Origin of the sequence: Paenarthrobacter sp. AT5 (assembly GCF_032764245.1) — a bacterium.
GTDB classification, from domain to species: domain Bacteria; phylum Actinomycetota; class Actinomycetes; order Actinomycetales; family Micrococcaceae; genus Arthrobacter; species Arthrobacter ureafaciens.
The window spans coordinates 4,549,798-4,575,243 of the sequence record NZ_CP136441.1 but is presented as its reverse complement, the minus strand read 5'-3'; the positions used below and the strand labels follow the sequence as shown (position 1 = coordinate 4,575,243).

General features: G+C 62.2%; 25 protein-coding genes. 17 read left to right on the top strand and 8 right to left on the bottom strand.

Translation table 11 applies throughout. From position 1 onward, the window contains the following. Nucleotides 1-41: 41 nt before the first annotated feature. Nucleotides 42-1,076, bottom strand: a complete 1,035-nt coding sequence (locus tag RI444_RS21300) for an LLM class flavin-dependent oxidoreductase (RefSeq protein WP_207605323.1) — start codon at nt 1,074-1,076, stop codon at nt 42-44. Nucleotides 1,077-1,261: 185 nt separating this feature from the next. Here RI444_RS21300 and RI444_RS21295 point away from each other — a divergent pair, with 185 nt between their 5' ends. The 13 genes from RI444_RS21295 to RI444_RS21235 all read left to right on the top strand — a co-directional run bounded on the left by RI444_RS21295 (nt 1,262) and on the right by RI444_RS21235 (nt 12,658). Continuing rightward, on the top strand, nt 1,262-2,203 hold the full coding sequence (locus RI444_RS21295; RefSeq protein WP_207605324.1) for a 3-carboxyethylcatechol 2,3-dioxygenase: 942 nt from the start codon (nt 1,262-1,264) through the stop codon (nt 2,201-2,203). Beyond that, entirely contained in the window at nt 2,200-3,060 is an 861-nt protein-coding gene (locus tag RI444_RS21290; RefSeq protein WP_207605325.1) for an alpha/beta fold hydrolase, read from the top strand. Before RI444_RS21295 ends, RI444_RS21290 begins: the two co-directional genes overlap by 4 nt. Before the next feature lie 5 nt (nt 3,061-3,065). Further along, complete coding sequence (locus tag RI444_RS21285; RefSeq protein WP_207605326.1) at nt 3,066-3,860, top strand: 2-keto-4-pentenoate hydratase; 795 nt, start codon at nt 3,066-3,068, stop codon at nt 3,858-3,860. Then, nucleotides 3,853-4,305, top strand: a complete 453-nt coding sequence (locus RI444_RS21280; RefSeq protein WP_207605327.1) for a nuclear transport factor 2 family protein — start codon at nt 3,853-3,855, stop codon at nt 4,303-4,305. The genes RI444_RS21285 and RI444_RS21280 overlap by 8 nt, the downstream gene beginning before the upstream one ends. Beyond that, nucleotides 4,302-5,054: an HpcH/HpaI aldolase family protein gene (locus tag RI444_RS21275; protein WP_207605328.1), complete on the top strand. Its 753-nt coding sequence runs from the start codon at nt 4,302-4,304 to the stop codon at nt 5,052-5,054. The genes RI444_RS21280 and RI444_RS21275 overlap by 4 nt, the downstream gene beginning before the upstream one ends. Continuing rightward, nucleotides 5,051-6,694, top strand: coding sequence for a bifunctional 3-(3-hydroxy-phenyl)propionate/3-hydroxycinnamic acid hydroxylase (locus tag RI444_RS21270; RefSeq protein ID WP_207605329.1), 1,644 nt, complete (start codon nt 5,051-5,053; stop codon nt 6,692-6,694). Before RI444_RS21275 ends, RI444_RS21270 begins: the two co-directional genes overlap by 4 nt. 122 nt (nt 6,695-6,816) lie before the next feature. After that, entirely contained in the window at nt 6,817-7,812 is a 996-nt protein-coding gene (locus RI444_RS21265; protein ID WP_207605330.1) for an ABC transporter substrate-binding protein, read from the top strand. Between the two features lie 102 nt (nt 7,813-7,914). Continuing rightward, nucleotides 7,915-8,745, top strand: a complete 831-nt coding sequence (locus RI444_RS21260; RefSeq protein WP_242703182.1) for an ABC transporter permease — start codon at nt 7,915-7,917, stop codon at nt 8,743-8,745. Then, on the top strand, nt 8,742-9,515 hold the full coding sequence (locus tag RI444_RS21255) for an ABC transporter permease (RefSeq protein ID WP_207605331.1): 774 nt from the start codon (nt 8,742-8,744) through the stop codon (nt 9,513-9,515). Before RI444_RS21260 ends, RI444_RS21255 begins: the two co-directional genes overlap by 4 nt. Further along, nucleotides 9,505-10,341 carry an ABC transporter ATP-binding protein gene (locus RI444_RS21250; protein WP_207605332.1) on the top strand — a complete coding sequence of 279 codons (837 nt, stop codon included), beginning with the start codon at nt 9,505-9,507 and terminating at the stop codon, nt 10,339-10,341. The genes RI444_RS21255 and RI444_RS21250 overlap by 11 nt, the downstream gene beginning before the upstream one ends. Further along, the gene (locus RI444_RS21245) at nt 10,338-11,027 is read left to right on the top strand and encodes a TetR/AcrR family transcriptional regulator (RefSeq protein WP_207605333.1); all 690 of its coding nucleotides are present in this window, start codon (nt 10,338-10,340) and stop codon (nt 11,025-11,027) included. The genes RI444_RS21250 and RI444_RS21245 overlap by 4 nt, the downstream gene beginning before the upstream one ends. After that, nucleotides 11,024-11,749, top strand: coding sequence for an SDR family oxidoreductase (locus tag RI444_RS21240; RefSeq protein ID WP_021473257.1), 726 nt, complete (start codon nt 11,024-11,026; stop codon nt 11,747-11,749). The genes RI444_RS21245 and RI444_RS21240 overlap by 4 nt, the downstream gene beginning before the upstream one ends. 33 nt (nt 11,750-11,782) lie before the next feature. Further along, a complete protein-coding gene (locus RI444_RS21235; RefSeq protein WP_021473256.1) occupies nt 11,783-12,658 on the top strand; it encodes a VOC family protein in 876 nt (291 codons plus the stop codon). Between the two features lie 31 nt (nt 12,659-12,689). On the opposite strand, the gene RI444_RS21230 is transcribed toward RI444_RS21235, so the two are convergent. Next, complete coding sequence (locus RI444_RS21230) at nt 12,690-13,394, bottom strand: GntR family transcriptional regulator (protein ID WP_021473255.1); 705 nt, start codon at nt 13,392-13,394, stop codon at nt 12,690-12,692. Between the two features lie 124 nt (nt 13,395-13,518). Here RI444_RS21230 and RI444_RS21225 point away from each other — a divergent pair, with 124 nt between their 5' ends. Genes RI444_RS21225 through RI444_RS21210 form a run of 4 tightly spaced genes read left to right on the top strand, consistent with a single transcriptional unit; the run spans nt 13,519 to nt 19,371 of the window. Continuing rightward, nucleotides 13,519-14,361 (top strand): fumarylacetoacetate hydrolase family protein, encoded by an 843-nt coding sequence (locus tag RI444_RS21225; protein WP_207605334.1) that lies wholly within the window; start codon nt 13,519-13,521, stop codon nt 14,359-14,361. A gap of 2 nt (nt 14,362-14,363) precedes the next feature. Further along, on the top strand, nt 14,364-15,977 hold the full coding sequence (locus RI444_RS21220; RefSeq protein WP_410510793.1) for an FAD-dependent monooxygenase: 1,614 nt from the start codon (nt 14,364-14,366) through the stop codon (nt 15,975-15,977). 17 nt (nt 15,978-15,994) lie between these two features. After that, complete coding sequence (locus RI444_RS21215) at nt 15,995-17,977, top strand: flavin-containing monooxygenase (protein WP_207605335.1); 1,983 nt, start codon at nt 15,995-15,997, stop codon at nt 17,975-17,977. Then, the gene (locus RI444_RS21210; RefSeq protein ID WP_207605336.1) at nt 17,974-19,371 is read left to right on the top strand and encodes a carboxylesterase family protein; all 1,398 of its coding nucleotides are present in this window, start codon (nt 17,974-17,976) and stop codon (nt 19,369-19,371) included. Before RI444_RS21215 ends, RI444_RS21210 begins: the two co-directional genes overlap by 4 nt. A 14-nt stretch (nt 19,372-19,385) precedes the next feature. Here the strand turns inward: RI444_RS21210 and RI444_RS21205 are convergent, their stop codons facing one another. The 6 genes from RI444_RS21205 to RI444_RS21180 all read right to left on the bottom strand — a co-directional run bounded on the left by RI444_RS21205 (nt 19,386) and on the right by RI444_RS21180 (nt 25,306). Beyond that, on the bottom strand, nt 19,386-19,601 hold the full coding sequence (locus tag RI444_RS21205; protein WP_031216780.1) for a transcriptional regulator: 216 nt from the start codon (nt 19,599-19,601) through the stop codon (nt 19,386-19,388). 636 nt (nt 19,602-20,237) lie between these two features. Beyond that, nucleotides 20,238-21,407 carry a serine hydrolase domain-containing protein gene (locus tag RI444_RS21200; protein WP_207605337.1) on the bottom strand — a complete coding sequence of 390 codons (1,170 nt, stop codon included), beginning with the start codon at nt 21,405-21,407 and terminating at the stop codon, nt 20,238-20,240. Nucleotides 21,408-21,789: 382 nt separating this feature from the next. Then, nucleotides 21,790-22,530, bottom strand: coding sequence for an SDR family NAD(P)-dependent oxidoreductase (locus RI444_RS21195; RefSeq protein ID WP_207605338.1), 741 nt, complete (start codon nt 22,528-22,530; stop codon nt 21,790-21,792). 322 nt (nt 22,531-22,852) lie between these two features. After that, nucleotides 22,853-22,987: a hypothetical protein gene (locus RI444_RS21190; RefSeq protein WP_276514967.1), complete on the bottom strand. Its 135-nt coding sequence runs from the start codon at nt 22,985-22,987 to the stop codon at nt 22,853-22,855. 323 nt (nt 22,988-23,310) lie between these two features. Then, nucleotides 23,311-24,369: a 2,3-butanediol dehydrogenase gene (locus tag RI444_RS21185; RefSeq protein ID WP_207605339.1), complete on the bottom strand. Its 1,059-nt coding sequence runs from the start codon at nt 24,367-24,369 to the stop codon at nt 23,311-23,313. A gap of 139 nt (nt 24,370-24,508) precedes the next feature. After that, a complete protein-coding gene (locus RI444_RS21180; protein WP_242703242.1) occupies nt 24,509-25,306 on the bottom strand; it encodes an SDR family NAD(P)-dependent oxidoreductase in 798 nt (265 codons plus the stop codon). Nucleotides 25,307-25,446: the final 140 nt, after the last annotated feature.

Sequence of the window (25,446 nt, the reverse complement as noted above, 5' to 3'; positions counted from 1 at the left end):
CGAGTGACCGGTCCGCCGTCGTGGTTAAGGGCCGTTAGCTATCAGTACGCCGGAGCCCAGCCCAGAGCCGGCCCCAACTTCTCCGCGATGTCCGTGAGGATCTGTACGTAGTCCTCGTGGTCGAAGCTGAAGGGCAGCGCGAACGCCACCTCGTCCACTTCCTGGAAGCCCCCGTGTGCGTACAGTTGCTCCGCGATTTGGTCGCTGGAGCCGATAAGGTCCGCGGCGAACATCATGCCCTTCGGTCCCTGCGGCGTGAGCGTACGGGGTGTGCGCTCATCGACGTAGCGCTGGTACTTTTCCCGCTGCGCCGTCGAGGCGGAGTCGGTGGGAATGACTACCAAGCCCTGCGAGGCACGGGCGTTTGAGTGTCCGGCGCGCGCTGCCGCATCACGGAAGGCCCGGATCTGTGCCTGCTGTACCGCCGCGAAGTCCGGGGCCTGGTCCTTTTCAGGGAAGATGACGCTGCTGGAGAGCAGGTTGAAGCCGTTTTCGCCGGTCCAGATGGCGGACTTCAAGCTTCCGGCACCGTACCAAAGCCGGTCACGCAGGCCGGGGGAGTGGGGTTCAACCCGGTCGGAGAACTCCTCCACAACGCCCTGTTTGCCGGAAAAATCACGCACGTTGTCCCCCGCCACCAGGCGCGCGAACCGTTCCACCCGCGAATAGCTGAAGTCCTCCGTGTCCGCAGAGTCAGGGTAGAGCTCATGCTTCACAGTGCTGTACGTCATGGGCTCCCCGACGCTGACGCCCGGGTTGATGCGACCCCCGCTGAGCAGATCAACAGTGGCCAGATCCTCAGCAAGGCGCAAGGGGTTTTCCCAGCCCAGCGGAGTCACGGCGGTGCCGAGCTCGATCCTCGACGTGCGCTGGCTCGCTGCCGCCATGACCGCCACCGGTGATGAGATGCCGAACTGCAGATGCCGGTGACGCAGCCACGCGGAGTCGAACCCCAGCCGTTCGCCGAGCTCGATGATCTCCAGCGTGGACAGGTGGCCCGCCGCCGGGTCCGCGGGGTCGAACAGGCCGATGGTGAGGAATCCAAGCTTACGGAGGGGGCGGACGGGGCTGGGCATGGGCTTCCTTCTGCTCTCTACAGGCCGTTACTTCCCCAGAATAGGCTCCGATCACCGTCACGACGGCGGGAGGTTACCTTCTGTGAGCGCCCGTCAATTTCCCTTGAGCTATTGCGGAATACCGAATCTAGAATCTACACTCTAGGGAAGACCGTATGTGGTCGAGATCACTGAGAGGGAAAGCAATGTCGCTTGCGCTTGCCGCGTTGTCACACGCGCCATCATTTGGAAACGTCGATCCGGGCGGAACGATCTTCGCGGAAATCAATGAGTCTTTGGCCGAAGTTCGCTCGTTCGTGGATGACTTCGCCCCGGATGTCACGGTCATCTTCGGGCCGGACCACTTCAACGGGGTGCTCTACTCGATGATGCCCCCGTTCGCCATTGGTGCCCAGGCAGTAGGCGTCGGAGACTACGGAACGGGTGAAGGCGCCCTACCCGTCGATTCCGAGACTGCCCGGGAACTGCATGCGCTGACCATTGCCCAGGGAATCGACATCGCCCGTTCGGAGCGCCTCGAAGTCGACCACGGCGTCATGCAGCCGCTGGAGTTCCTGTATGGCCCGGGCTTCACCAACCCGTTCGTCCCCGTCTTCGTGAACGCGATCGGCAAGCCCCTCACCCCCATGGCCCGCATCCGTCTTATGGGTGAAGCCATGGGCCGCGCTGCCCAACAGTTGGATAAGCGCGTTCTCCTTGTGGCCTCCGGCGGGCTCTCGCACAACCCGCCGATTCCCGAGTACGACGGCTCCCCTGAACCAGTCCAGCAGCGCTTGGTTTCCTATTCGCCGTCCAAAGAAGACCGGGCGGCACGCGAAGGCAAGATCATCGAGGGCATCCAGGCGATTGCAGATGGCCTCAGGTCCAGCGCCCCCCTTAATGAGGAATGGGACCAGAAACTGATGAAGGTGTTCCGTTCCGGCTCATTGACCGACGTGGACGGCTGGGACAATGACCAGTTCATTGCCGAAGGTGGCAGCGCGGCGCATGAGATGCGTTCCTGGATCGCGGCCTTCAGCGCATTGTCGACGGCGGGAGACTACAGCATGGTGGTGGATCGCTACTGGCCGGTTAAGACCTGGGGCGCCGGCTTCGGCATCACAGCTGCTATCCCCCGCAACGCATGATGCAGGCAACCATGTGGGAAGCGATCGCCGATCTGCCCCACACCCTCGAATATGTCCACGTGGGGCAATGGCGGACGCGCGTCCTGACCGTGGGTGCCGGGGAGCAGACCCTGGTCCTCCTCAACGGCACCAGCGGCCACATCGAAGCGTGGACCCATAACATCCGTGCGCTGGCGCAGAATTACAAGGTTATCGGTTACGACTACCCGGGACATGGCTTTTCCACGTTGGCCGAAGCCGACCTGGAGATCCCCGACTACGAGGAACACCTTCTGAACCTCCTGGACGTGCTCGGCCTGGACAAGGTGCACCTCCTGGGTGAATCCCTCGGTGGGTGGATCGCCATCAAGTTCGCCGCACACCATCCCGAGCGCCTGCAGACGATCGTCCTGAGCGCTCCCGGCGGCCGCATGATCGCTTCCAAGTCCATGGACCGTGTCAGCCCGGTGAGCCGCAAAGCCGTGGAGGACCCCAGCTACGAGAACGTCAAGGCCCGGCTCCAAGTGGTCATCCACGATCCCGAACAAATCACGGACGAACTGGTGGAAGTACGCCGCGCCATCTACGGCCGGCCGGGCTTCATCACCTCCATGGAGCACATCATGGCACTTCAGGTGCCGGATATCCGTGCCAGGAACCAAGTGACCAAGGAAGACTACGCTGCCATTCCGGTGCCGGCCCTGCTTGTGTGGACGGACCATGAGCCCACGGGCGGCGTGGCCACGGGCGAGACCCTGGCGGCGGCAATTCCGGACGGCGAATTCGCGCTGGTCCGCAACGCCGCCCATTGGCCGCAGTGGGAGGACCCCACCACATTCAACGAAAAAACACTCGACTTCCTCAGCAGAAAGGCCTGATGTAGATGTCGGACATCATTACGGAGATCGCTGGAGATCTCTACAAGGCGCGGACAACGCGCACCCCGATCGAGTTCGTTCGCCACCGGCTGCCGGAGAAGGACAAGGACGCGGCGTACCGCATCTCCGAGCTCGTCACCCAGCAGCGCGAAGCCGCGGAAGGCCGCCGTCGTGTTGGCCGGAAGGTCGGCCTGACCAATCCTGTGGTGCAGGCGCGTGCCGGCGTGGACGAGCCCGATTACGGCATCATCCTCGACAACATGGTCTTCGAGTCCCCGGTTGAGCGGCCGTCGTCGGAGTACTTCCACCCCAAGATCGAAGCCGAGCTGGCTTTCGTCCTGAAGTCGGACATCCTGGACACCGATCTGGCGTCCGTGGAAGCGGCCATCGACTATGTGACGCCTGCAATGGAACTGGTGGATAACCGGTACCACAGCTACAAGATGGGCATCGTGGACACGATTGCCGACAATGCTGCCTGCGAGGGAATCGTCACAGGTTCGGTCCGCATCCCGTACGGCGAGGTGGACCTCAAGCAGGTGGAGATGGTCCTTTACCGCGGCGACGAAGAATTGACGCGCGGCGTTGGCGGAAACGTCATGGGTGATCCCATCAACGCAATCCAGTGGTTGGCGGAGACCTCGCTGCGGATCGGCAAGCCCCTCCGCGCCGGAGAGATCCTGCTCTCCGGATCCATCGGGCTGATCGTGGACTGGGATCCCAACGTCACGTACACCGCGAAGTACTCGCACGGGTTCGGCGACGTTGTTGCACACCTGTCGGAGGCTGTCCATGCGTAAGGTGACGATCGAAACCCGCGTGGCCATCGAGGCACTCGTCGCGGAATTGCTGTGGCGGCTCGATCACGGCAAAGCGGATACAACCTGGGAGCTCTACACGGAAGACGCAGTCTCCACAGGCCCCCTCGGAGACATGAATGGCCGTGACGCCATCAAGGCTTGGGGCGAACGTCGCGCCAAGGTCACCGGAGTGGTGGGCCGCCACCTCATTGGCGGTATCCGTCTGGAATGGGTGGGCGAGGAACTCCACGGCTGGACCCAGTACCTGACGTTCCGGGACTCCTCGGAAAACCCGCTCATGCCTGCCAGCGTGGGTGAATTCCGGGAGGTCTACCGTGAAGTGGACGGCGAATGGAAGATCGCGCGCCGCGAGATCAACCCCATCTTCGGCGGAATGAACGCTGCCGCGCACGCCAAGCGTCTGACTGAAAGCACCGCGAAATGAAGTGGGAAAGCCGTGGCGGCCGGCCACCGGCACTGTTGCACCAGGCCATCCCTTCCCTCTCCGTCACGGAGTGGGCGCTCGCTGCCGGCTACGACGGAGTGGTTGTTGACCTGCAGCACGGCGAAGTGGGACTCGAAGCGGCCTGCACCATGCTGCGGGCAGCGCCCCGCGATTCGGCGTACAGCTATGCGCGGGTAGGAAGTCTCGATCCGGCCCCCATCCTCCGCCTCCTGGACAGCGGTGCACGCGGAATCATCGCACCCACCATTGAGTCGGGAGAACAGGCGCGGATGCTGGTGGAGGCCACCAAGTACCCCGGCGTGGGCAACCGCAGCCTCGGTCCCAGCAGGCCTGCCTTATATATGGGAGAGTCGTACACCGAGGCGGGCAACCGTGCAGTGTCCACCATCGCCCAGATTGAAACAGTGGCAGGCCTGAAGAACGCGGAAGAGATTGTCGCGACTCCCGGCCTGGATTCCATCTACATCGGACCCGCCGACCTTGCAGTGTCCTTCGGCCTTCCGGGCAGGGGCGACTGGGAAGACGGACCGGTCCGCGAAGCCATCGTCCACTTGGCTGCCTTGACGAGGGAGCACGGCGTGACCCTGGGCATCTATTCGGGCTCCGGTACGTACGCCGCAGACCTTCTTGACCGGGAAATCGTCGACTACGTCGGCCTCGGCATCGACCTCGTATTCCTCAGCCGTGCGGCACAGGAATCCATCAAGACCCTGAGGGGCACAGAATGAGCGACCGCAAGGACGTTATTATCATCGGAGCCGGTCCGGTCGGTTTGACCCTGGCCAACCTCCTGGGCCAGTTTGGCGTCAGCACAGTGGTCTTTGAAGGCCGTGACGAACTCATTGACTATCCGCGCGCTGTGGGCATCGACGACGAGGCGCTCCGGACCATGCAGACCATCGGTTTGGTGGACAAGGTGCTTCCGCACACGGTGCCGGACCAGAAGATCCGGATCGTCAACGGTGACCGCAAGATACTGGCGGAAATCAACCCCACCACCCGTGAGTTCGGTTGGCCCCGAAGGAATGGCTTTATCCAGCCCCTGGTTGATAAGGCCCTGCTGGAAGGCTTGGCGCGCTACCCCCATGTGGAGGTGCGTTTCGGTTGCCGCGTGGAGGCTTTCGAGTCGGATTCCGACGGCGTTACCGCCACAGTCGGCACGGTCACCGGTGAGGAGCGGGTTACGGCCGGCTACGTGGTGGGTTGCGACGGCGGCCGCTCGCTGACCCGTTCGCACCTGGGGCTCAAGTTCGAAGGCGAAACGCGATCGACGCGCGGCCTCGTGATCGACGTCGCGAACGATCCAATCGGCACACCGCACGCGGTCTTCGGTGGCGACCCGAACCGCGGTTACGCCACGCTCAGCCTGCCCCACGGTATCCGGCGCTGGGAGTTCACGCTCTTTGAAGGGGAGTCGGAAGAAGTGGCCGAGGACGATGAGTTCGTCCTCTCCCTTCTTGCCCCCCACGTGCCCGATCCGGCGGGCCTGAACATCATCCGCCGTCGGGTCTATGCCCATCATGCCCGCGTCGCGGAGAAGTTCCGTGTGGGACGCTTCCTTCTGGCGGGGGATGCCGCCCACGTCATGCCGGTCGTGGCCGGCCAGGGGTGGAACTCGGGGATCCGGGATGCGTTGAACCTCGGCTGGAAGCTGGCGGCCGTTGTCCAAGGCAAGGCCGGCGACAGGTTGCTGGACTCCTACGAGGACGAGCGCCGGGAGCACGTGAAGGCCATGGTGGCGTTGTCGCTGAACATGGCGAACCTGGTCACGGACCACAACAAGCTGCGCACGGCTGTTCGTGACATGGCAGCCGCCGTGGTGGACCGGCTCCCCAAAGCCCGCGCCCGCCTGAACAGCCAAGGCTACAAGCCGATGCCGAAGTACGATCACGGCATTGTGGTCCCATCGAAGCTCCCCACGTGGAAGTCCTTGCCGGACAGGGAAGACGCGCCGCGGACGGTCGGAACGCTGTTCCCCCAGCCCACAGTCCGCAGCGAGGACGGCAGGTCGGTCCTGCTGGACGATGCCACCGGCCAAGGCTGGCGTGTGGTGGTCTGGAACAACGATCCCATGGCGTTCGTGAGTGAGGTGGCGGCGGAGAAACTCGCACGGCTTGGCGGCGTGCTGGTGCATGCAGTGCCGGCCACGCAGTTGCCATGGGCCAAAGCTGCTGCTGCACCCGGGGTTCGCGTTGTGGGTGACGAAAGCGGCGTCCTGAAGTCCTGGTTCGACGAGAGGCCCTTCTCTGCGATCATCGTTCGGCCGGACCACGTGGTGGCGGCGGAGTGCCTTGCGCAGGAACTCGGCGATGTTTTGGACCAGGTCTTCCGTGTGGCGACTGTCACTTTTGAACCACAGAACGCATAATAAATCCAAGAATGCATAATCCATTGACAAAGGCTTTATCCACCAATACTGTTGCTGCAACTCGTCGCTGAAGACGGCAGGCAAAGGCCCGCGCAGCGTTCACTCAAGGGAGAGCGAATTCCATGAACATCAAGAAAACCCGCGCAGCGGCCATTGGCGCCGTAGCCTTGGCACTGGCGCTCAGTGGCTGCGCATCCGGATCTGTTGACGGCAGCGCCCCCGCTGCGGGAGGAAGCAGCTCCGGAGGCCTGACCAAGGTCACCTACGGAATCTTCCCGTCAAACACCGTGGCAGCCTTCCAAGTCGCCAAGGACAAAGGCTTCTTCGAGAAGCATGGAATCGACCTGCAACTGGTGGTGGGCGCAGGCAGCAGTGCAGCACAGCTCCCGGCATTGGCCACCGGTGACCTGGACTTCATGCTGGCAAGCCCGGTGACGGCCCTGACCGCCACCACCCAGGGACTCGATGTCCGGATCGTTGAAGGTGTCACCCGGAACGATCCCAAGATCGTGGAGGACTCCACTGCCGTAGTGGTGGGCGCCTCGTCCAGCATCAAGACCGCCCGGGACCTTGAAGGCAAGAAGGTTTCCGTCAACGCACTGGGCAGCATCGGTGAAATCGGCATCCGTGAGGCAGTAGCCAAGGACGGCGGCGACCCCAAGAAGGTGACGTTCGTTCAGCTGTCTTTCCCGGAAGTTGCAGCGCAGATTGAAGCGGGCCAGATTGACGCCGGCATGGCAGGTTCCCCGTTTATCCAGCAGGTGGTTTCCAAGGGCGGCCGGGTGGTCAGCGACTTCATCCACGACACCGGTCTTGGCGAGAACGAACTGGTCTCCATCTCCAGTGGCAAACTGGTGGAAAGCGATCCGGACAAGGTCAAGCGGTTCACTGAAGCCATGAAGGAGGCCCTGCCTTTCCTGACCGAAAACAATGATCTGATCCGCGATGCGATGCCGGCAGCCCTCGGGACTGATCCGGCCGCCGCGAAGAAAGCCCAGCTCTCGCTCTACAGCCCGGATGTCTCAGAGGAGACAATCCAGCTGTTCGCGGATCTGCTCGTCAAGTACGGCATCGTGAACACCAAGCCCGATGTGGCCAAGGTGATCTGGAAGCCGTAACTGAAGGTGTCGGGGCCGCCCGGCGGCCCCGACCCCCAACCGATCGCACAAAATGAGAGCAGAACAAAAACCGTGGAAACGCAAACTCCAACCCTGAGCAGCGTGGCTGTGAGTACCCTGCCTACGCGGGAGCACAGAGTGCGTCGCGCTGCCCGGTGGACTGCTGTGGGACCCTACGTCCTGGGCGTCGCCGGCATCCTGACGGCACTCATCGCCTGGGAACTCTTCTCAGCCTTTGGCCCAGTCAGCCAGCACCACCTCCCACCACCCTCCGTGGTCATTCCTACCTTCCTCAAAAACTTCACGTTCTCCCAGTTCTGGCTTACCGTGGGCCAGACAATGTGGGCCTGGTTCCTTGGGCTGACCATCGCTACCCTGGGTGGCCTCGCAGTTGGCTTGCTCATCGGTTCGAGCAGCTTCCTGCGCGCCGCGACGCACACCACGGTGGAGTTCCTGCGTCCCATTCCTGCTGTAGGACTCATCCCCCTGGCCGCACTGTTGTTTGGACCGCGCATCGGCGCCGAACTCCTGATTGTGGTTTACGGCTGCTTCTGGATTGTGATGATCCAGGTCATGTACGGCATCACTGACATTGACAAGGTGGCCGACGACACCGTTCGGACGCTGCGGATGACGTGGCTCCAGCGGGTCAGGCACCTGGTCTTGCCGACGCTCCTGCCGTACCTGATGACCGGCATCCGTCTTGCTGCCACGGTGGCCCTGATCCTGGCGATCAGTTCCGAACTCATCGTCGGTACGCCCGGAATCGGCAGGGCGGTGGCGCAGGCCCAGCTCAACGACAACCCACCGGCGATGATCGCCCTGATTCTGACATCGGGTCTCCTGGGCATCCTGGTGAACCTTGTTTTCCGCTTCATCGAGCGCAAGCTGCTCTTCTGGCACGGCTCGGTCCGTTCGGAGGTGGCGGCATGATCGTCCTCAAACGCCTGGGCATGTGGTTCGGCCTGCCCGCAATCCTCATTGCCATCTGGTGGGCGTTCACAGCCCAGGGAGCCAACTTCTTTGTTCCCAAGCCGGACAAACTGGCCACCACGTTCATCAACGTATGGTTCAGCGAGAAGTTCTTTACCGACGTCATACCCAGCATGGGCCGGCTCCTCATCAGCCTTGCCGTCTCCCTGGTACTCGGGGTGGCGCTGGGAATCGCAATCGGACTCTCGCGCACCCTGCGCTGGTTCCTGGAACCCTTGCTGGAATTCATCCGGGCAGTGCCTTCAACAATCCTCATCCCGGTGTTGCTCCTGCTCATCGGCATCAATGACACGATGAAGATCACTGTGATCGTCCTGGGCTGCCTCTGGCCTGTCCTGCTCAACACGATCGAAGGCGTACGGTCCCTTGACGAAGTGCTTAAGAATACGGCGCTCGTCTACCGGCTCCGCGGCTTCGACCGCATGCGCTACCTGGTGCTGCCGGGTGCGATGCCGCTCATCATGGCCGGAATCCGGCATAGCCTTGCGGTGGGGCTTATCCTCTTGGTCGTCTCGGAAATGTTCGCGTCGACCGACGGTATTGGCTACTCCATTATTAACTTCCAGAACCGCATCGCGATCCCCGAAATGTGGAGCGGAATATTTCTCCTGGGGATCATAGGAGTGCTGCTTTCGGTGGTATTCCAGGCAATCCAGAAGCGGGTTCTGGGATGGTACTACGGTCTGAAGGAGGCCTCCAATGACGGCTAACAAGTCGGATATCCGGCTCAGTGTCCAGCAAGTGCGCAAGGTCTACGGTGTGGGCACGCGCAACGAGGTGGAGGCCGTGCGGTCGCTGACCTTCGATCTCCACGCCGGCGAGTTCGCCTGCCTTGTAGGGCCTTCGGGTTCCGGAAAGACCACGCTGCTCAAATGCATCGCCGGCCTCCTGGATCCGACTTCCGGTGAGGTGGTCCTGGACGGCAAGCGCGTCTCCGGGCCAGCCGAAGGCATGGCCGTGGTTTTCCAGGAGTACAGCCGCAGCCTCTTCCCCTGGTTGAGTGTGGAGGACAACGTCGAGCTGCCGCTCAAGACCTCCGGCGTGCCCAAAGCTGAGCGGAAAACGCGGGTCCGGGAAGCGCTTGAGGCAGTCACGCTGTCCCACGCTGCCAAGAGCTACCCGTGGCAGCTTTCCGGCGGCATGCAGCAGCGCGTTGCGATCGCCCGGGCTGTGGCATCGAACCCGAGCGTCCTGCTCATGGACGAGCCTTTCGCGGCAGTGGACGCGCAGACCCGTGGAGAGTTGGAGGACCTGGTCCGCGAGGTCTGGAAGCGGTTGGACATGACCATCCTCTTCGTGACTCATGACATCGACGAGTCCGTGTACCTTGCCGAACGTGTCCTGGTGTTGTCCAGCTCGCCCACCATCGTCCAGGCCGATATCCACATTGACCTCCCCGATGAGCGCAGCCAGGCAGATACGCGATCCCTGCACCGCTTCGGCGAACTTCGCCATCAGGTGTACGAGGAGGTTCAGTTCGCCAAGACCAATCCCGGCGGCGAACGGATGACCGCGCACGACGGGTTGCACGCATGAGCCCCCGGGCAGGCGCGGACGTCAGCAGCAACGGCAAGACCGAGACCGGCAAGCGTCGCCGGGTCCACCAGTCCACGCCGGAAAATGAACGCGCCATCCTTGAGGCGGTGCTCCAGCTGGCCGTGAAAGTGGGCTATGAAGGCACCACCATGGCCGAGGTTGCCCGGGTTGCCGGCCTGCCGATCGGTTCGGTCTACTGGCACTTCGAAAACAAAGAGGGTCTTTTTGCCGCGCTGATCGACTACTGCTTCGAACACTGGCAGACGCGCCACCGCGGCCCGGAAAACAGGGTCATCCTCCGCACGAGCATCGCAGGTTCCGCAGCCAACTCAGCCGATCCTGCCAATGCGCAGGAGGCGTTCTGGATCATCGGGCTGCTGTTTGCCCTGGAGAAGCGTCTGGCAGGAAACGCGGCCCGCCAGAAGTACCTGGAAGTGCGCGAGAAGATGTACGAACTCATGGTCCAGGCCGTTACGCCGGGACTCCCGGAAGCGGCTTTGCGCGTCAAGCCGGATCTTGCCCGGAAAGTGGTCATGCTGGGCCGTGCCCTGACGGATGGTTTCTACATTTCCGCTTCCGCAGGAGACGACATCGACTTCACTGAAGCGGCCGAGCTCTCTGCGCTCGCCATGGACAAGCTCGTCCAGCACTACGCCGAGCTCGGGGCGGCAGAGGACAAGGGGTGAACGCGCCGGTCGACGCATCAGGCAGGGTTGCGCTGGTGGTCGGCGGCGGTCGCGGGATCGCCGGTGCGGCTGCCAGGGCGCTGGCTGATGACGGGTACAAGATTGCGGCCCTTTCACCCTCCGGCAGCGCCATGGAGTTGGCGCGCAGCCTCGGCGGGGTTGGCGCGGTCGGTTCGAACCGTTCCGTTGCGGACCTGCAGTCAATAACTGACTTGGCGCTGGAGACTTACGGCCGGATCGACGTCGTCATCAACAGTGCCGGTCACGCGGCCAGGAAGCCGGTGCTTGAGATCAGCGACGACGAGTGGCTGGAAGGGTACGAGATGTACCTCATGAACGTCATCCGCATGGCCCGAATCGTCACTCCCCACCTGCTGGCCGCGGGCGGGGGATCGATAGTGAACGTATCCACCAGTTCCCCCTTTGAACCCAACCCGAACTACCCGGTGTCCGGCACTTTCCGTGCCGCCCTGGGCTCGTTCACCAAACTGTATTCCGACGAGTACGGGCCGTCCGGAATCCGAATGAACAACGTCCTCCCGGGATTCACCAAGGAGGACCCCGGTACCGTGCCGGCTGAATGGACCACCCGGATACCGCTGCGCAGGGCCGCCAGCTCCACGGAAGTGGCCCGCGTCATCCGGTTCCTCGCCAGCGAGGAATCAAGCTACATCACAGGCCAAAACATCCGCGTGGATGGTGGCTCGTCGCGCTCCGTGTAGGGGCCGGCACCTGAAAGAAAGGCTTTTTTAGCTATGTCACTTGGTGTGATCACCGAAATGGGTTATCTCGCAATGCGAACCCGGGACTATGACGAGTCCCTCGAACTGGCTACGGACGTCCTCGGCCTGCGTATGACGCTGAACGACGACAAGCGTGCCTACCTGTCCGCCGCGGACCGCCACCACGAGCTGGTCTACGTGAAAGGCGACGAGGACGGAATCGACCACGTCGGCCTTGTGGCAGACAGCCCGGAGGGGCTGGAAATCATCCGCAAGCGCCTTGAAACGGCAGGGTTCCCGATCCTGACCCGAAGCCCGCTTGAGCGGGAAATCGGCGAGGGCTTCGCCGTCCTGGGCCCGGAAGGCTACGTCTACCACGTCTATGTGGGCATGAAGGACCACCGGCACGGGCCGTCGTCCTTTGGCCCGGACCGGTACGGCCACATCAACATCCATCCCCAGAACCCCACCGCCATGAAGGACTTCCTGGTGGAGTTCTTTGGCTTCAAGGTCTCGGACATCATTGGCAACGACTTTGCCTACTTCCTGCGCTGCAACCCGGATCATCACGGTATTGCCCTGATCAAGGGCCGCGGCTCCCTCCACCACCACGCGTGGCAGACGCAGTCCATTGCCGACCTTGGCCGCCTCGGCGACCGGTTGTTCGCCAAGGGGCGTCGGTTGATCTGGGGTCCTGTCCGCCACGGTGCGGGACACAACATCGCAGCGTATTACGTTGAACCCAACGGGACGGTGGTGGAGCTTTACACCGACCTGGAGCAGATCTACGAGCTGGAGCGTCCGCCCATTGAATGGGATCAGGATGACCGGACGTGGTTCAACCGGTGGGGCGTCTACAACGGCGAGGATTTCCGCAAGCACGGAGCGTTCCCCATTGCATTGAACTAGCACATCGAAATGGGAACGGGCCGGGCTGACCTTACTCCTTGGGCAGCCCGGCTTCGGAGGCGGCATGGAACTCGGCTTCTTCGATCACATCGATCGTGCGCATGTAGTGCTCACGCAGGAGCCTGGTGGCCGTCGGAGCATCGCGGGCAATGGTCGCCTCGAGAATCGCGCGGTGCTCGGCCTCGATGTCCCGGGATTGAGCGCGTTTATCCGGCGCGGTCCAGAGGCGGTAGAGGGCGGTAGCCTCGCCCAGGGTGGCTGCGAAATCCTGGAGCAAGGGGACCGGGCAGGCTTCCAGCAACTTGGCGTGGAACGCTTGGTGGGCCAGAAACCATTCCACCGAGATGTGGTTCGGGTCCTCGCTGGTGCGGCGCGGGGTCCGCTCCAGGCGATGGTGGACGGCGAGAAGATCGGATTCCCAGGCAACGTCTCCTTGTTCAATGGCCAGGGTCAGTCCGTACTCCTCCACCCGGCAGCGAAGTTCACCGAGGCCGCGCAGTTCTTCCAAGGTGTATTCGGAGACGAAGAAGCCTCTGTTGGGACGGAATTGCAACAACTTTTCACCAGCCAAACGCACCAGTGCTTCCCGGATGACCGTGGAACTGGCACCGTACCGCTTGGTGAGCTCACCGACCTGGAGGTTGGTGCCCGGGGCCCACTGGCCAGCAAAGATGTCGGCCCGCAACTTGCCCCGGACTACTTCACTGATGGTTTCTGCATTTGCTTGTCGTGCCATGGGACAAGCGTACACTTAGGCACTAACGCACCGTAAGTACATTATTGACGCAAGAATGCATTCTTCGTATAGTTCAAACACCGGCACGCCGGAGGCAATGACGCCGGCCCTAGAAAGGATTCACATGCGCTACGCGAGTTACTTGAACCAGGAAGGCCAGCCTACGTGGGGCCTGGAGACCAACGGAGAGCTGCTGGACCTCGGTCCCAGCGGAGCCAACCTCAGCCCTTCGCTGCAGGCGGCCATCGAAGAAGATCTGCTGTCAGCTCCCCTGGAATGGGACAAGGCGCCGGTTCAGCCCGTTGAAGGAACCACCTTCCTTCCCCTTCTGTCCAAGCCGGGCAAGGTCATCTGCATTGGCGTTAACTACCGCAGCCACCGTGAAGAAACCGGCCGGGACGAGGTAGGCAAGCCCACCGTCTTTGCACGTTTCTCCGATACCCTGGCCGCCCACGGCGCAGACCTGCCCATTCCCGCCGAAAGCTCCATGTACGACTACGAAGGCGAAGTGGCGCTGGTGATCGGGGCCCACGCTGATCACGTCAAGCCGGAAGACGCCTGGAACTACATTGCCGGTTACGCCGCATTCAATGACTTCAGTGCCCGCGACTGGCAGCGCCACACGGGCCAGTGGACTCCGGGCAAGAACTTCCCGCTCAGCGGCGCCTTCGGCCCGTACTTCATGTCCGCCCAGGAAGTCGGTGACGTCACCGAGCTCGTGGTGGAAACCCGCGTCAACGGCGAGGTCCGGCAGCGTGCCGCCGTCGCCGACCTCATCTTCGACATCCCCGCCATCATCGAGTACGTCACCGCGTTCACTCCGTTGGCGCCGGGCGACGTCATTGTCACCGGTACGCCCGGCGGCGTGGGACTCTTCATGGAGCCGCCCACATTCCTGGTTCCGGGTGACGTCGTTGAGGTTGAGGTCGGCAAACTGGGCACCCTTCGCAACGTCCTCGTTGTTTAAGGATGCGTGGAGGAAACACTATGGATGACTTCGATGTTGCGGTTGTGGGGGCCGGGCCCGTTGGGCTGACAGCGGCGCTGCTGCTGGCCGACGGCGGTGCGCGCGTTGCGCTGCTCGAAACCGCGAAGGCGCCGATGGACCTGCCGCGGGCCATCAGCATCGCTGACGAGACCTTCCGGACGATGGACCGGCTGGGCCTCGCGGAAGCACTGAAAGCGGAATCGCTGCTGGGAACCGGCAGCCGCTACTTCGGGCTGAATGACCGCCCACTTGCGTCGTCCACACCTGTTCCCTCCCGCATCGGGCATCCTGCGAAGTCGCAGTTCGACCAGCCCGTGCTGGAAGAACTGCTGTGGAACAAGGCCCGTGACCATCAGGGGATTGAGTTTCTTGCCGGTGCCCAGGTAAATTCCGTCAGCCAAAAAGCGGACGGGGTAACAGTCGGATTCGATTCCGACGCCGGCGCCGGCACCGTAACAGCCTCGTGGCTGGTAGGTGCAGATGGCGGTCGCAGCTTCGTCCGCGAAAGCCTGGGCATCGACCTGGTGGGGTCCACCCAGCAGGAACGATGGATTGTTGTGGACTTGCTCAACGTCCCAGGAGCGCGCGAACCCTTCGCCGAGTTCCACGGCAACGGGACACGTCCCTACGTCCTGGTTCCGGGAATCAAGGGCCGCCTGCGCCTTGAGTTCATGCTTTTCGATCACGAAGATCCGGACGTGATGACCGCCCCGGAGAAGATCCTGGAGTTGTCCAGGCCCTTCCACCCGGAGCTCCGCACCGAAGACGTCAGGCGGGCTGTGGTCTATGTAGCCCATCAGCGATTGGCCCGCACCTACCGTTCGGGCCGGGCGTTCCTGATCGGGGATGCGGCACACCTGATGCCTCCCTTCTCCGGACAAGGACTAAACGCAGGCCTGCGGGACGCCCTGAACCTGAGCTGGAAGCTGCTGGAGGTGCTCCGCGGCGTGGGCACAGACCGTTTGCTGTCCACCTACGAGTCCGAACGCCGCACGCACGCGGCCAAGATGGTCAAGGTCTCGCGCCGGACGGGCGCTGTGGTCATGGCCGTCGGTGCCTTCAGGACCAATCTTCGGGATATTGCCTTCCGTACGGTCAGCTTGATTCCCGCCGTGCACCGGTACCTGGGATCCATGCGTTTCATCACCCCGCCGGACTACCGCAACGGTGTTGCCATCAAGGCCGCGCGCGACGTTGATCGTCGGCTCGCAGCTTGGGTGGGGCTTGCCCTTAGCCAACCCGGCCTGGCTGATGAGGACGGATCCGTGGCACCCCTGGACTCCCACCTGGGGAGTGGATGGGCACTCATCACGCTTGGCGCAGGAAGCACCGGGACCATCGCGGGCAACCAGTTCTGGTCCTTGCTGGGCGCTCGCCGGATCACCCTCACAGGGAATTCCCATAGCGCGCGCCGGAATGGTGATGAGCAGGTCCTCGTGGACGCGGGACGCGTTCTTGCGCTTCCCGGGCTGGCCACAACCCACACTGTGCTGGTCCGGCCGGACCGTTACGTCGCTGCTGTATTCACTGACCACAGTGAGATGGCCGTGATCAACAAACTGCGTTCATACGTCGATCCGCTGTCGCGGTCCTGAGGAATCAAGGAGGAAAAATGCCCAGCATGCAGGAAATGAGGTCTGAGACGATGCGGTTTGACGACCTCTACTGGGAAGCAAGCTCAGAGCCGATCGTCGAGGACGACGTCGAACTGGAAAAGATCGTCGCCCAAGCGGAACTTCCTGTCCTGCTCGCCGCCCTCGCGGCGGCGCTGGGGGACACCTCTTTCCTTGACAGCGATCTGCAGCCTCCTTTGACCCTGGTGGACACCCAGCCCCATCCGCACGGAGGCATGTCACCGGAGCAGCAGGAACGCGCCAGGGCACTTGCTTTGGATGGCTTGCGTCAACTGCGGGACAAGGAGGTCACCGGCGTTGATTTGCTGGAGGACGACGCCGTAACGGACCTCCTCGGGTACCTCACCGGTGGCCGCGAGCACTGGTTTGCGTCGTTGAAGCATGAGCTCGACCTCGCTCCTGACAAGGGCGGAGCTCCCCAGTGGACCTTCGATGAGGTAGCTGACGGACGCGACTTCCCGGTGTTGATCATCGGCGCCGGAATCGCCGGAATCGCTGCCGCCTACCGCTATTCGCAGGCGGGTGTGCCCTTCACCGTGGTGGAGGACGCGCCCACTCTGGGCGGCACCTGGGCAAAGAACACCTACCCCGGTGTCCGCCTCGATACCCCCACGTTCGGCTATTCGTATTCCTTCGCCCAGCGCGGTGACTGGCCACACCAATTCGCCGAAGGCGGAGACGTCCTGGACTACGTCCGGGACGTGGCTGAGCGCGCAGGGCTGGTGGAGTCCATCGAGTTCTCCACCCGTCTTGTCCGCTTGGTGTGGGACGAGGAGTCCCTCACCTGGCAGGCGACCACCCGCCATAGCGGCGGGCAGGAGCGGGTCCGCGCCTTTGCCGCCGTCGTCAGCGCACTGGGCCAACTGGACCGGCCCAACATCCCCGACTTCCCCGGCGCTGAGCTGTACCGCGGAGTGACCATGCACTCGCAGGAGTGGTCGCACGACGTCGATTACCGCGGGAAGCGCGTGGCGGTCATCGGCACGGGTGCCAGCGCCTACCAGATTGTGCCGGCGCTGGCTGACGAGGTTTCCGGGCTGGTGCTCTTCCAGCGCAGCGCGCCGTGGATGCTGCCGGCACCCAATTATCACGACGGCGTCAGCGACGCCTTCGCGTGGTTGCGGCGCAAGGTGCCCCACTACGCCCAGTGGTACCGCTTGTGGGTGACACTTCAGGGGATTCCGGGCCGCATGCACACCGTCACGGCGGAGGACGGATGGCAGGGCGCGCCTTTGAGCGTTTCCGCCAAGAACCAGGAAGTCCGGGAGGTGCTGATCGAGCGCCTGAAGGAGCAGTTGGCCGACCGGCCCGAGCTGCTGGAGAACGCCATTCCCAATTATCCGCCGGGGGCCAAGCGGATGCTTCGCGACAACGGAGTATGGGCAGCTGCCCTCAAGTCCGAGCACACCACCGTGGTCACTGCCGGGATCGACCGGTTCACGGAAACAGGGATTGTTGACAACGATGGTGTTGAACACCAGGTGGACATTGTTGTCTTCGCTACGGGGTTCAAGCCCTCGGACTACCTCGATGAGGTGGAAGTCATTGGCCGCGGAGGCCTGGAGATCCACGATTTCTGGAAGGGCGACGCCCGGGCCTACAACGGCGTCACCGTGCCCGGATTCCCCAACTTCTTCCTGATGTATGGGCCCAATGTTGGCGGTGTTGTGGCCGGAAGCCTGCACTTCATGATTGAGCGGGCGGTGGAGTTCTCCCTCAAGGCCGTCCACGAGGTCCTGCGTCGTGGTGCCTCCGCGATCGACGTCAAGCAGTCGGCGTTGGACCGCTTTGTGGACTGGGTCGACGCCGGCAACCGGCGCATGGCGTGGGGGCAGCCGTACGTACGCAGCTGGTACCAAAACGCGCACGGTCGGGTTTCGCAGGTATGGCCCTACACCAATGTGGAGTATTGGGAAGCGACCGAGACGGTCAAGGCCGACGATCATGAGTTCCTTGCGTGACGGTTCAGCTGATTGATACTCCCGCCGGGCGGGTCCGGGCGAGCCTCTCTGCGGGAGTGGTGGACGCGCCCGGACTGCGCTACGGCACGGCTCTTTTGGGCCCACGAAGCGGTGATGTTTCCGCCGTGGTTGTTGGTGAACCGCAAACCCGTCCCGCGGCATTCCCACAGCGGCCGGGCATGTTGGACGGCTTGCTGGGTACGGCGCTGAGCGAACTCGAACAGAGCGAGGATGCTTTTACCTTGCGGGTGCAGGCGCCTGCCGCTGCTCATGGACTGCCCGTGCTCTTCTTCATTCCTGGCGGCGGTTTCACCACCGGCTCAGGAGAGAGCCGGTGGTACGACTCGCCGGAACTGGTCAGGAACGGTGGCTTTGTTCTGGTCACCGTGAACTACCGGCTCGGGGCGATCGGGCATTTTGGCCCGCTCGGAGATCCCTCCGAATCCACCAAACCTTTGCGTGATCTTCAAGCCGCGCTGGCGTGGGTTCGGGACAATATCAGTGCTTTCGGGGGAGACCCGGCCAGAGTTACCTTGGCCGGGGACTCCGCCGGGGCTTGGTATGCCTATGCGCTGAGCATTGACCCGTCTCTCCGAGGCTTGGCGGCCCAGACCCTGCTGATCAGCATGCCCCGCTTGGCGCCCCTACCTGTAGAGGCGTGGCTTAACCACCGCACTGCCGTATTTGAGGCTCTTGGGTCGAAGCTCGCCACGGCTCCTGTTGCGGCGCTTCTTGATGCCCAGGAAGCTGCAAGGGCGGGGCTGCGGGCGTTCCCGTACATGCCCGCCGAGTCAACGGAGGCTCCCGCCGACGTGGCGAGGTTTGCGGATTCGGTGCAGAGGATCCATACCGGCGCCGTGCTCATCCTCACCACGGCGGAGGAATCCGCGGCGTTCCTGCGCAACCAGCCGCGAGACGGGTTCTCCGATGCCGGCGTGGACGAGTACCTTGCGCGAACCTTCAAGGACCCGGCATTGGCCGCGGAACTGCTGATGGCTGACGACGCTTATCTTCGGATGGTCCGGGCCGCCACGTTGGCCCAATTCCGCCTCCCCGCCCTGGAGATCGCAGCGCACTCACCCGTACCTGCCCAAGTGGTCCGGTTCGATCACCAAAGCAAACTCGATGGCGCTTACGCAGCCCATTGCTTCCCGCTGGCCTTTCTCTTTGACGGCACAGACCGCTGGGGTGATTCCCCCATGATGGTCGATGCCTCAGATTTAGAAACTGCCCGGGTGACCAACGCGATGCGGGAGCTGATCTGCCGGTTCCTGTATTGCGGAGTGGCCGAAGGCAGCCGTTACGACGCCGGGGCGCCGCGGTCGCTGGTGATTGACACCGCTGGCGTGCGGTGGGAGCCGGTCCGTGAGGCGGAAGTGCGGGTGTTGGGGTAGAGGCACCCGCCCGGTTACCGCTTGCCGTACTTGCGATGGACCGCCTGTTTACTCACGCCGAGGCACAGCGCGATTGCTTCCCAGGAAAGGCCCGACTGCCGGGCTTTCCTGACGAGGGAAGCTTCGGTGCGGCTGACTTCCTTCTGTAGTTCGGTGATCGCTTGCAACGCTTCGGCGGGTCCTTTGCCGTCCATGGATGCAACCAAGGTCTTCATGCGTTCCACCTCCATGCGTCAACATTAGTTGACGGCGGAAAGGGCGTCAACCAATGTTGACGTAGAGCCGCGAACAGTGTTTTTCGTCGGCTGCGTCCACGTCCCGGTAGAGACCTTCGGCGGCGGCCACCCGGCGCAGGCCGGCTCATCCCACTCCCTGCGCGGGACGTCCGGCACGATTTCCCTCAGCATGCCGGCGGTGTCTTATCGGCTCATTGACGCCGTTGCATTGCGAGCGTAGACCTGATGTAGTGCTGGCTCTTCCGTCGTCTTCCAGAGTTCAAACCTGAAGGTGATGCTCAGGCCGGGTGAGGTTAGTGGCTCAAGCGTTGCGGAAAGGGGAACTGGTCCGGTTGCCCGGTCAAGCCCCGCGAGAACTTGAACCAGCGCAAGGAGGAAACCATGACTATGAAGAAGAACAGCGGCCAGAAACCCAATCCGGGCAAACCGCACCCCCGGTTGAGCCGGCATTTGGGTGACTGGCTTAAACGTGAGGATGCCGGTGTCACCGGCGGGACCAGCAGCTTGTTCTGGTCCCATCACGGCGCTCCACGGGCGCCGGAACGTACCTGCTTGTATGGCCATGAGATGGCACCCGGAGCTAGTTCCTGCACTCACGGCCATCCCGCCGGATAACAGCCAGTCCGCGCCTCAGCACAGTTGGTCGAGGGTTTTCTGCGCTGCGAGTTCCATCTGTGAGATGTATTGATCGATGCGGCGGCCAGTGACGGGGTCGGGCGTTTCACTTGGCAGAGTGGGTAAGGCCATGGCCAGGGTGACTTGCCGGCTGCCGTCTTCGCTGGAGATGGACGAGGTGAGGTAGCCGTAGACAGAGCCGAAATGTCCGTACCGGTACGCTGACGACGAGCAAGCGTCGGGGAACCTGGTGATGCCGAGTCCGTAGTTCATGGACTTGACCATTTTCATCTCTTGCAGCGTCCCTGGCGACAACAAAGCTCCGCTGAGGAGACCACGGTAAAAGTCGTTGACGTCCTCGGTTGAGGACACCACTCCACCTGCCGGTGAGCCAGTCACGACCTCAGGTTGGGTGATCTCAAGCCGGCCGCCACCCACCGACATGTATGCCCTCAGGTTGTCCGGCGCGGCCCGATCCCTGTTGCTCAGTGATGTCCGATCAAGTCCAAGGGGCCCGAAAACGCGTTCCCGGAGTACATCGTCCAGTGGCCGGCCACGAAGCTTTTCAACCAGTTGTCCCAAGGCCAGGTAGTTGCTGTTTGAGTATGAGAAGAAGCCCACGTTGCGCCAATCCCACGGCAGGGCGGCTGTCAGTTCCAAGCCATGCTGGACGCTCACGCTCGTAGAGACCACATCCTGGGGTGGATTGGTCCGTTCAAGGGCCTGGACATAGTCAGGCATGCCCGAGGTGTGGTTCAACAGCTGGCGGACGGTGATCGGCGTCGGCGGCTTCAACCCCGCACCGAAGCTTTCGAGCATGGCGTTCACCGGGTCATCCAGAGCGATAAGGCCGTCGTCCACGAGCTGCAACGTGGCGGCGGCGACCATCGATTTCGTCACGCTGCCAATCGAGAACCGGTCCTGCGGCTGTGCCGGTTCGCGCCCATACGGGTCCCGCAGCCCAAAGCCTTTGGACCACTCGCCGCCAGGCCACCGAACCTGCACGACAACAGAGCTGACACCGTCCGCAATGAATCGCTGCACGGTCTGCTCCAGCGAATCCGTTGGGTCCGCAGTGGTGGAGACCTCAGGCGCAGGCTCAGGACTGCCTCCCGTGCAACCCGTCAACAGGAGAACAACACAGACGCCAAGGACACCGCCCGGCGACTTCCGCCGATGGCCCATAGCGACGTTCTACACTCGCCTCCCAGGGAAAACAAGCGAAAATGCGTGCGGAACCACCCCCTCGCCACCCATCCGCGTCCCGGTCCTGAGAGTGGCGGTGGTGTCAGATTGAAGTCTCAGACCTGCACTGCAGGTCGTCACGAAATCAACTTTCCGGCCCTAAGCCGACGCTACGTCCAACGGATTCTGACGTCAGGTTGGGGTGTGGTGTAAATAGGCGAAGTGGCTGTCTTGGGACTCGCGCCGGACAGAGTGAGTGCAGGCGAAACCTATGGCAGGGTAGCGCGAAGGCCAACAACGCCTAGGATGCAGCGGGCCGCCCCAAGAGCTTCTGGGACCTCTTACAGTCCTCCTGCCTCGGGGCGATTGCCCGTGTGCTGTGCTAACCCGCTGAACGGCCGCCGTCGACGAGCCAGACCTGTCCGGTAACATGCGAGGCCTGGTCGTCATCGGCAAGGAATGCAACCACGTTGGCGACTTCTTCCGCTCGGCCGAGCCTGCCCTGCGGTATCTGCGACTCCAGCATGTCGACAAACGATTTAGGTGAATTCGCAAGGATCGGGGTGGCGATCGTACCCGGTCCGACCGCGTTGACGCGGATTCCCTGCGGGGCGTACTCCAGTGCGGCCGTGCGGGTGAGCATCACGTCGGCACCTTTCGAAGCAATGTACGCTATCGAGGTCGGGGTAGCGCGGAAACCGCCGACGGACGCCGTATTCACGATAGCGCCCCCGCCATTGGCCAGCATCAATCGCAGACCGGCCTGAAGTACCAGAAACTGTCCGCGGACGTTGACCGCCATCACTTTGTCAAATTCTTCAACCGGATATTCATGCGTCAGAGCCTGCGCCCCACCAATACCGGCGTTGTTAGCAAGAATGTCCAGCTTCCCGTACTCCGCCAGTATCCATTCCTCCGTGGCGCGAACGTCTGCTTCATCTGCTACATCGAGCCTTCGTGCCACGGCCCTCTCTCCCAAAGACTCCGCGATCTCGTCGCGGGCTTCGGACACATCGGCAACGATAACTGTCGCACCGTCTGCGTGGAGCCTCCTCGCTATCGCTTCCCCGATACCGGATGCCGCTCCCGTTACGAGTGCAACTTTCCCTGTGAACCGTGCCATGGTGATGTCTCCTTCGCCTACAAATAGGCTTCTATATAAGTTCTCTGGCCTCTGACAGGCCATGCACGGAAGAAAATGCTAGCCTCTGTGTTGCCATTAAAGTGGGCCCTATTTAGACGCTGGTATGCGTGAGGAGATATCCTGCCGTCGAATAGTGCGGCGCAGCCGTGCGTTGTATCGGTGCTCCCTAAGGCGCCGGCATCGCGGCAAGACGAACTGCCCGACTCCTCTCTTCTGGCCTACGTCTCCGTCACTTACCTGGCACTGCAACAGATCGGAATTCTCGAGATGGTCATCAACCAGTTAAGGACCGGCTCGGGTCCTATCCTCTGCGTTTTAAGAAGGGGAGTTGCTGGGGATCGATCCAGAGTTCGTAGCCATTGAGTTTATCAATAAGCATTCTCGATTCGACGCCATCCTGCTCCAGCCATAGCATTTCGGCGGTTGCTTCTTCCACGCAACCGGTTCTGAGATATGTTCCCTTAAGTCGAACTTCCACAGTTGCCCCTCGGAGGTCGGACCAGTCATGGACTTGGTGTGTATAACTCGTTCGGGACCGAGAATCTTGAAGAAAAATTTTCGGCATCCACGGAGTTCCAGATGGTGCTGCTGAACTCATGTCGCCTCCTAAGCTGCCCTGGATACATGATGAATCGACGGGTATGACTGTCCAAGTCCACGGGGCTCCGCCGCATGGGCCATTTGTGCAGGACGCGGAGATCCGCATTGCACGCTGCACTGGTGGTTGACGTGTAATGCGGATCCAGCGGGTTTGGCAAATTAGGGCTTAACCAAGATTTTGACTTCTGAGGAGCGTCCGTCTCCTAGCAGGTGTTTAATGCCCTTTTCGACGACTTCGGAGAGGCTGATCGTGCTGCTGATGAGGCGTTCCGGTTTAATCCGGCCGTCGACGATGGCATCGCGAACTGCCTCAAATTCTTGTGCGGTGTAGGCGAACGAGCCGGTCAGGATCTTTTCCTTGAAGAGGAAAGGCATGACGTCCAGGGGTACGTCGTGGTGAAATCCTGCAACGATAACTGCTCGAGCGGCGGGTGCGAGTGAATCTACTGCGACCTGAAGGCTCGCCTTTCCGACTCCGGAGGCGTCGAACGAAGCGTCGGCACCGCGTCCGTGCGTAACCCGCAATACGGCTTGTGCGACGTCTTCCTCGCGTGGGTCGATGACTAGGTCTGCGCCGAGCTCCAGCGCGAGCTGTTTGCGCACCTCGCTGAGTTCACTGACGATGACCGTTCCAGCGCCTTGGGCCTTAAGGCAAAGCAGCAGACTCAATCCGATGGGTCCGGCGCCGACCACAAGGGCCGTTCCGCCGTCGGGTAGGACAGAGGTGTTCACCGCGTGCCATGCGACCGCCAAGGGCTCAATGAGCGCAGCAATTTCGGGCGAAAATTCGGACGGTAGCTTGAAGGCGTGGTCCGCCGGCACGACAAGTGACTCGCTGAAACCGCCGCCCCAGCCGTGGATTCCAATAAAGGCGTAGTTGTCGCACATGTTGGGGTGCCCCGACAGGCAGGATGGGCACGTCCCGTCGGCAAAGTTTGGTTGCACCGCGACGAGGTCACCTATCGTGAGCGATTCGACATCGGCTGCGACCTCGACGACGTAGCCGGCGAATTCATGGCCGAGGCTGTGAGGGCCTGTTTCCCCAATTATTGGGTTTGCGTAGTCCCTCGGAACCGGAGCGTCTTGGTAGAGGGCCAAGTCGGATCCGCAAATACCGGCGTAGGAGACATCTATACGGACCGTTCCGGGTCGTAGATCGGGTCGTTCTACGTCCTCGATCCTGGCGTCTCGGGGGCCATGCAGGCGGAGTGTTCGCATTGTGATTCCTTCTTTGTGTTGTGCGGTGGACGCCGTGCCGGGTGGGGCGGCAGTGCGCTGACTGATTTCTCCGGTTGGGAAATCTGGTGCTCGGACTTTGGCTGCCTGGTACGGAGTAAGGAATTTTGTAGCCTGGTGTTCAGGTCAGAGACGTTGCGCGGGAAGTCGTGGCCCTGGGGTAGACCTGCGCGGTAATTCCTCCGTCTACAGGCAGCTGAACCCCTGTTATGTGCTGGGCCTGGTCGGAGACAAGGAACAAAACCGCCTCTGCGATTTCCTCGGGCTGCCCTGCCCGTCCCTGGGGAACCGTTGCACCAAGGACGGCTTCTTTTTCAGCTATCGTCTGCCCGGGAGTGCCGGCCAGTGCCATCTTTGTTTTGATGTTGCCCGGAAGGATTGCGTTAACGCGTACGCCGGTCGTGGCAGTCTCGACAGCAGCGGTCTTGGTCAGCCCGATGACTGCATGTTTGGCTGCCGCGTACGCTGTACTGCCGGGTAAAGCGCCTGCGGAAGCCATAGAACCGGTATTTACGACGGCCCCGGACCCTTGGGCCATCATGACGGGCAGCATGTACTTGAGGCCGAGGAAAACTCCTTTGACATTGATGGCCATGACTTTATCGAAACCGTCTTCGGGGTACTCAACCAGGGGCGCTTGCGGCCCGATGATTCCCGCGTTGTTGAAGAACGCGTCGATGGTCCCGAATTCCTGTTGTGCGCGGGTCACGTAGTCACGCACCTGTTCGGCGTTGGAAACGTCAGCTATGAAGACGATGCTTTTCCCGCCTGCCGCCTGGATGTTTTCAGCGGTCTCTTGTAGCCCCGCAGCGTCAATGTCGACGAGGAGCACGGCTGCGCCTTCCCTCGCCAGTGCCATACTGGCGGCCCGTCCGAGCCCAGAGCCTGCCCCGGTAACAACAGCTCCTTTACCGGTCATTCTGTTCACGTTTATCTGCTTTCATGTTTGCGGCGGCGGTGAGCAGGGCGTGCACGATATCGTTTCTGGGTTCAAAAAATGCCGTCGTGTGGATATCTGGGGACCTTGGCCAGATGGGGCCGGCGCTTCCTAATGCTGCT

Coding starts and splice junctions, on each gene's coding strand:
- RI444_RS21180 (WP_242703242.1), bottom strand. CDS start 25,306: ATGACCGGTAAAGGAGCTGTTGTTACCGGGGCAGGCTCTGGGCTCGGA.
- RI444_RS21220 (WP_410510793.1), top strand. CDS start 14,364: ATGCGTGGAGGAAACACTATGGATGACTTCGATGTTGCGGTTGTGGGG.
- RI444_RS21270 (WP_207605329.1), top strand. CDS start 5,051: ATGAGCGACCGCAAGGACGTTATTATCATCGGAGCCGGTCCGGTCGGT.
- RI444_RS21285 (WP_207605326.1), top strand. CDS start 3,066: ATGTCGGACATCATTACGGAGATCGCTGGAGATCTCTACAAGGCGCGG.
- RI444_RS21225 (WP_207605334.1), top strand. CDS start 13,519: ATGCGCTACGCGAGTTACTTGAACCAGGAAGGCCAGCCTACGTGGGGC.
- RI444_RS21300 (WP_207605323.1), bottom strand. CDS start 1,076: ATGCCCAGCCCCGTCCGCCCCCTCCGTAAGCTTGGATTCCTCACCATC.
- RI444_RS21275 (WP_207605328.1), top strand. CDS start 4,302: ATGAAGTGGGAAAGCCGTGGCGGCCGGCCACCGGCACTGTTGCACCAG.
- RI444_RS21295 (WP_207605324.1), top strand. CDS start 1,262: ATGTCGCTTGCGCTTGCCGCGTTGTCACACGCGCCATCATTTGGAAAC.
- RI444_RS21265 (WP_207605330.1), top strand. CDS start 6,817: ATGAACATCAAGAAAACCCGCGCAGCGGCCATTGGCGCCGTAGCCTTG.
- RI444_RS21185 (WP_207605339.1), bottom strand. CDS start 24,369: ATGCGAACACTCCGCCTGCATGGCCCCCGAGACGCCAGGATCGAGGAC.
- RI444_RS21200 (WP_207605337.1), bottom strand. CDS start 21,407: ATGGGCCATCGGCGGAAGTCGCCGGGCGGTGTCCTTGGCGTCTGTGTT.
- RI444_RS21290 (WP_207605325.1), top strand. CDS start 2,200: ATGATGCAGGCAACCATGTGGGAAGCGATCGCCGATCTGCCCCACACC.
- RI444_RS21230 (WP_021473255.1), bottom strand. CDS start 13,394: ATGGCACGACAAGCAAATGCAGAAACCATCAGTGAAGTAGTCCGGGGC.
- RI444_RS21245 (WP_207605333.1), top strand. CDS start 10,338: ATGAGCCCCCGGGCAGGCGCGGACGTCAGCAGCAACGGCAAGACCGAG.
- RI444_RS21250 (WP_207605332.1), top strand. CDS start 9,505: ATGACGGCTAACAAGTCGGATATCCGGCTCAGTGTCCAGCAAGTGCGC.
- RI444_RS21195 (WP_207605338.1), bottom strand. CDS start 22,530: ATGGCACGGTTCACAGGGAAAGTTGCACTCGTAACGGGAGCGGCATCC.
- RI444_RS21235 (WP_021473256.1), top strand. CDS start 11,783: ATGTCACTTGGTGTGATCACCGAAATGGGTTATCTCGCAATGCGAACC.
- RI444_RS21255 (WP_207605331.1), top strand. CDS start 8,742: ATGATCGTCCTCAAACGCCTGGGCATGTGGTTCGGCCTGCCCGCAATC.
- RI444_RS21215 (WP_207605335.1), top strand. CDS start 15,995: ATGCCCAGCATGCAGGAAATGAGGTCTGAGACGATGCGGTTTGACGAC.
- RI444_RS21205 (WP_031216780.1), bottom strand. CDS start 19,601: ATGGAGGTGGAACGCATGAAGACCTTGGTTGCATCCATGGACGGCAAA.
- RI444_RS21280 (WP_207605327.1), top strand. CDS start 3,853: ATGCGTAAGGTGACGATCGAAACCCGCGTGGCCATCGAGGCACTCGTC.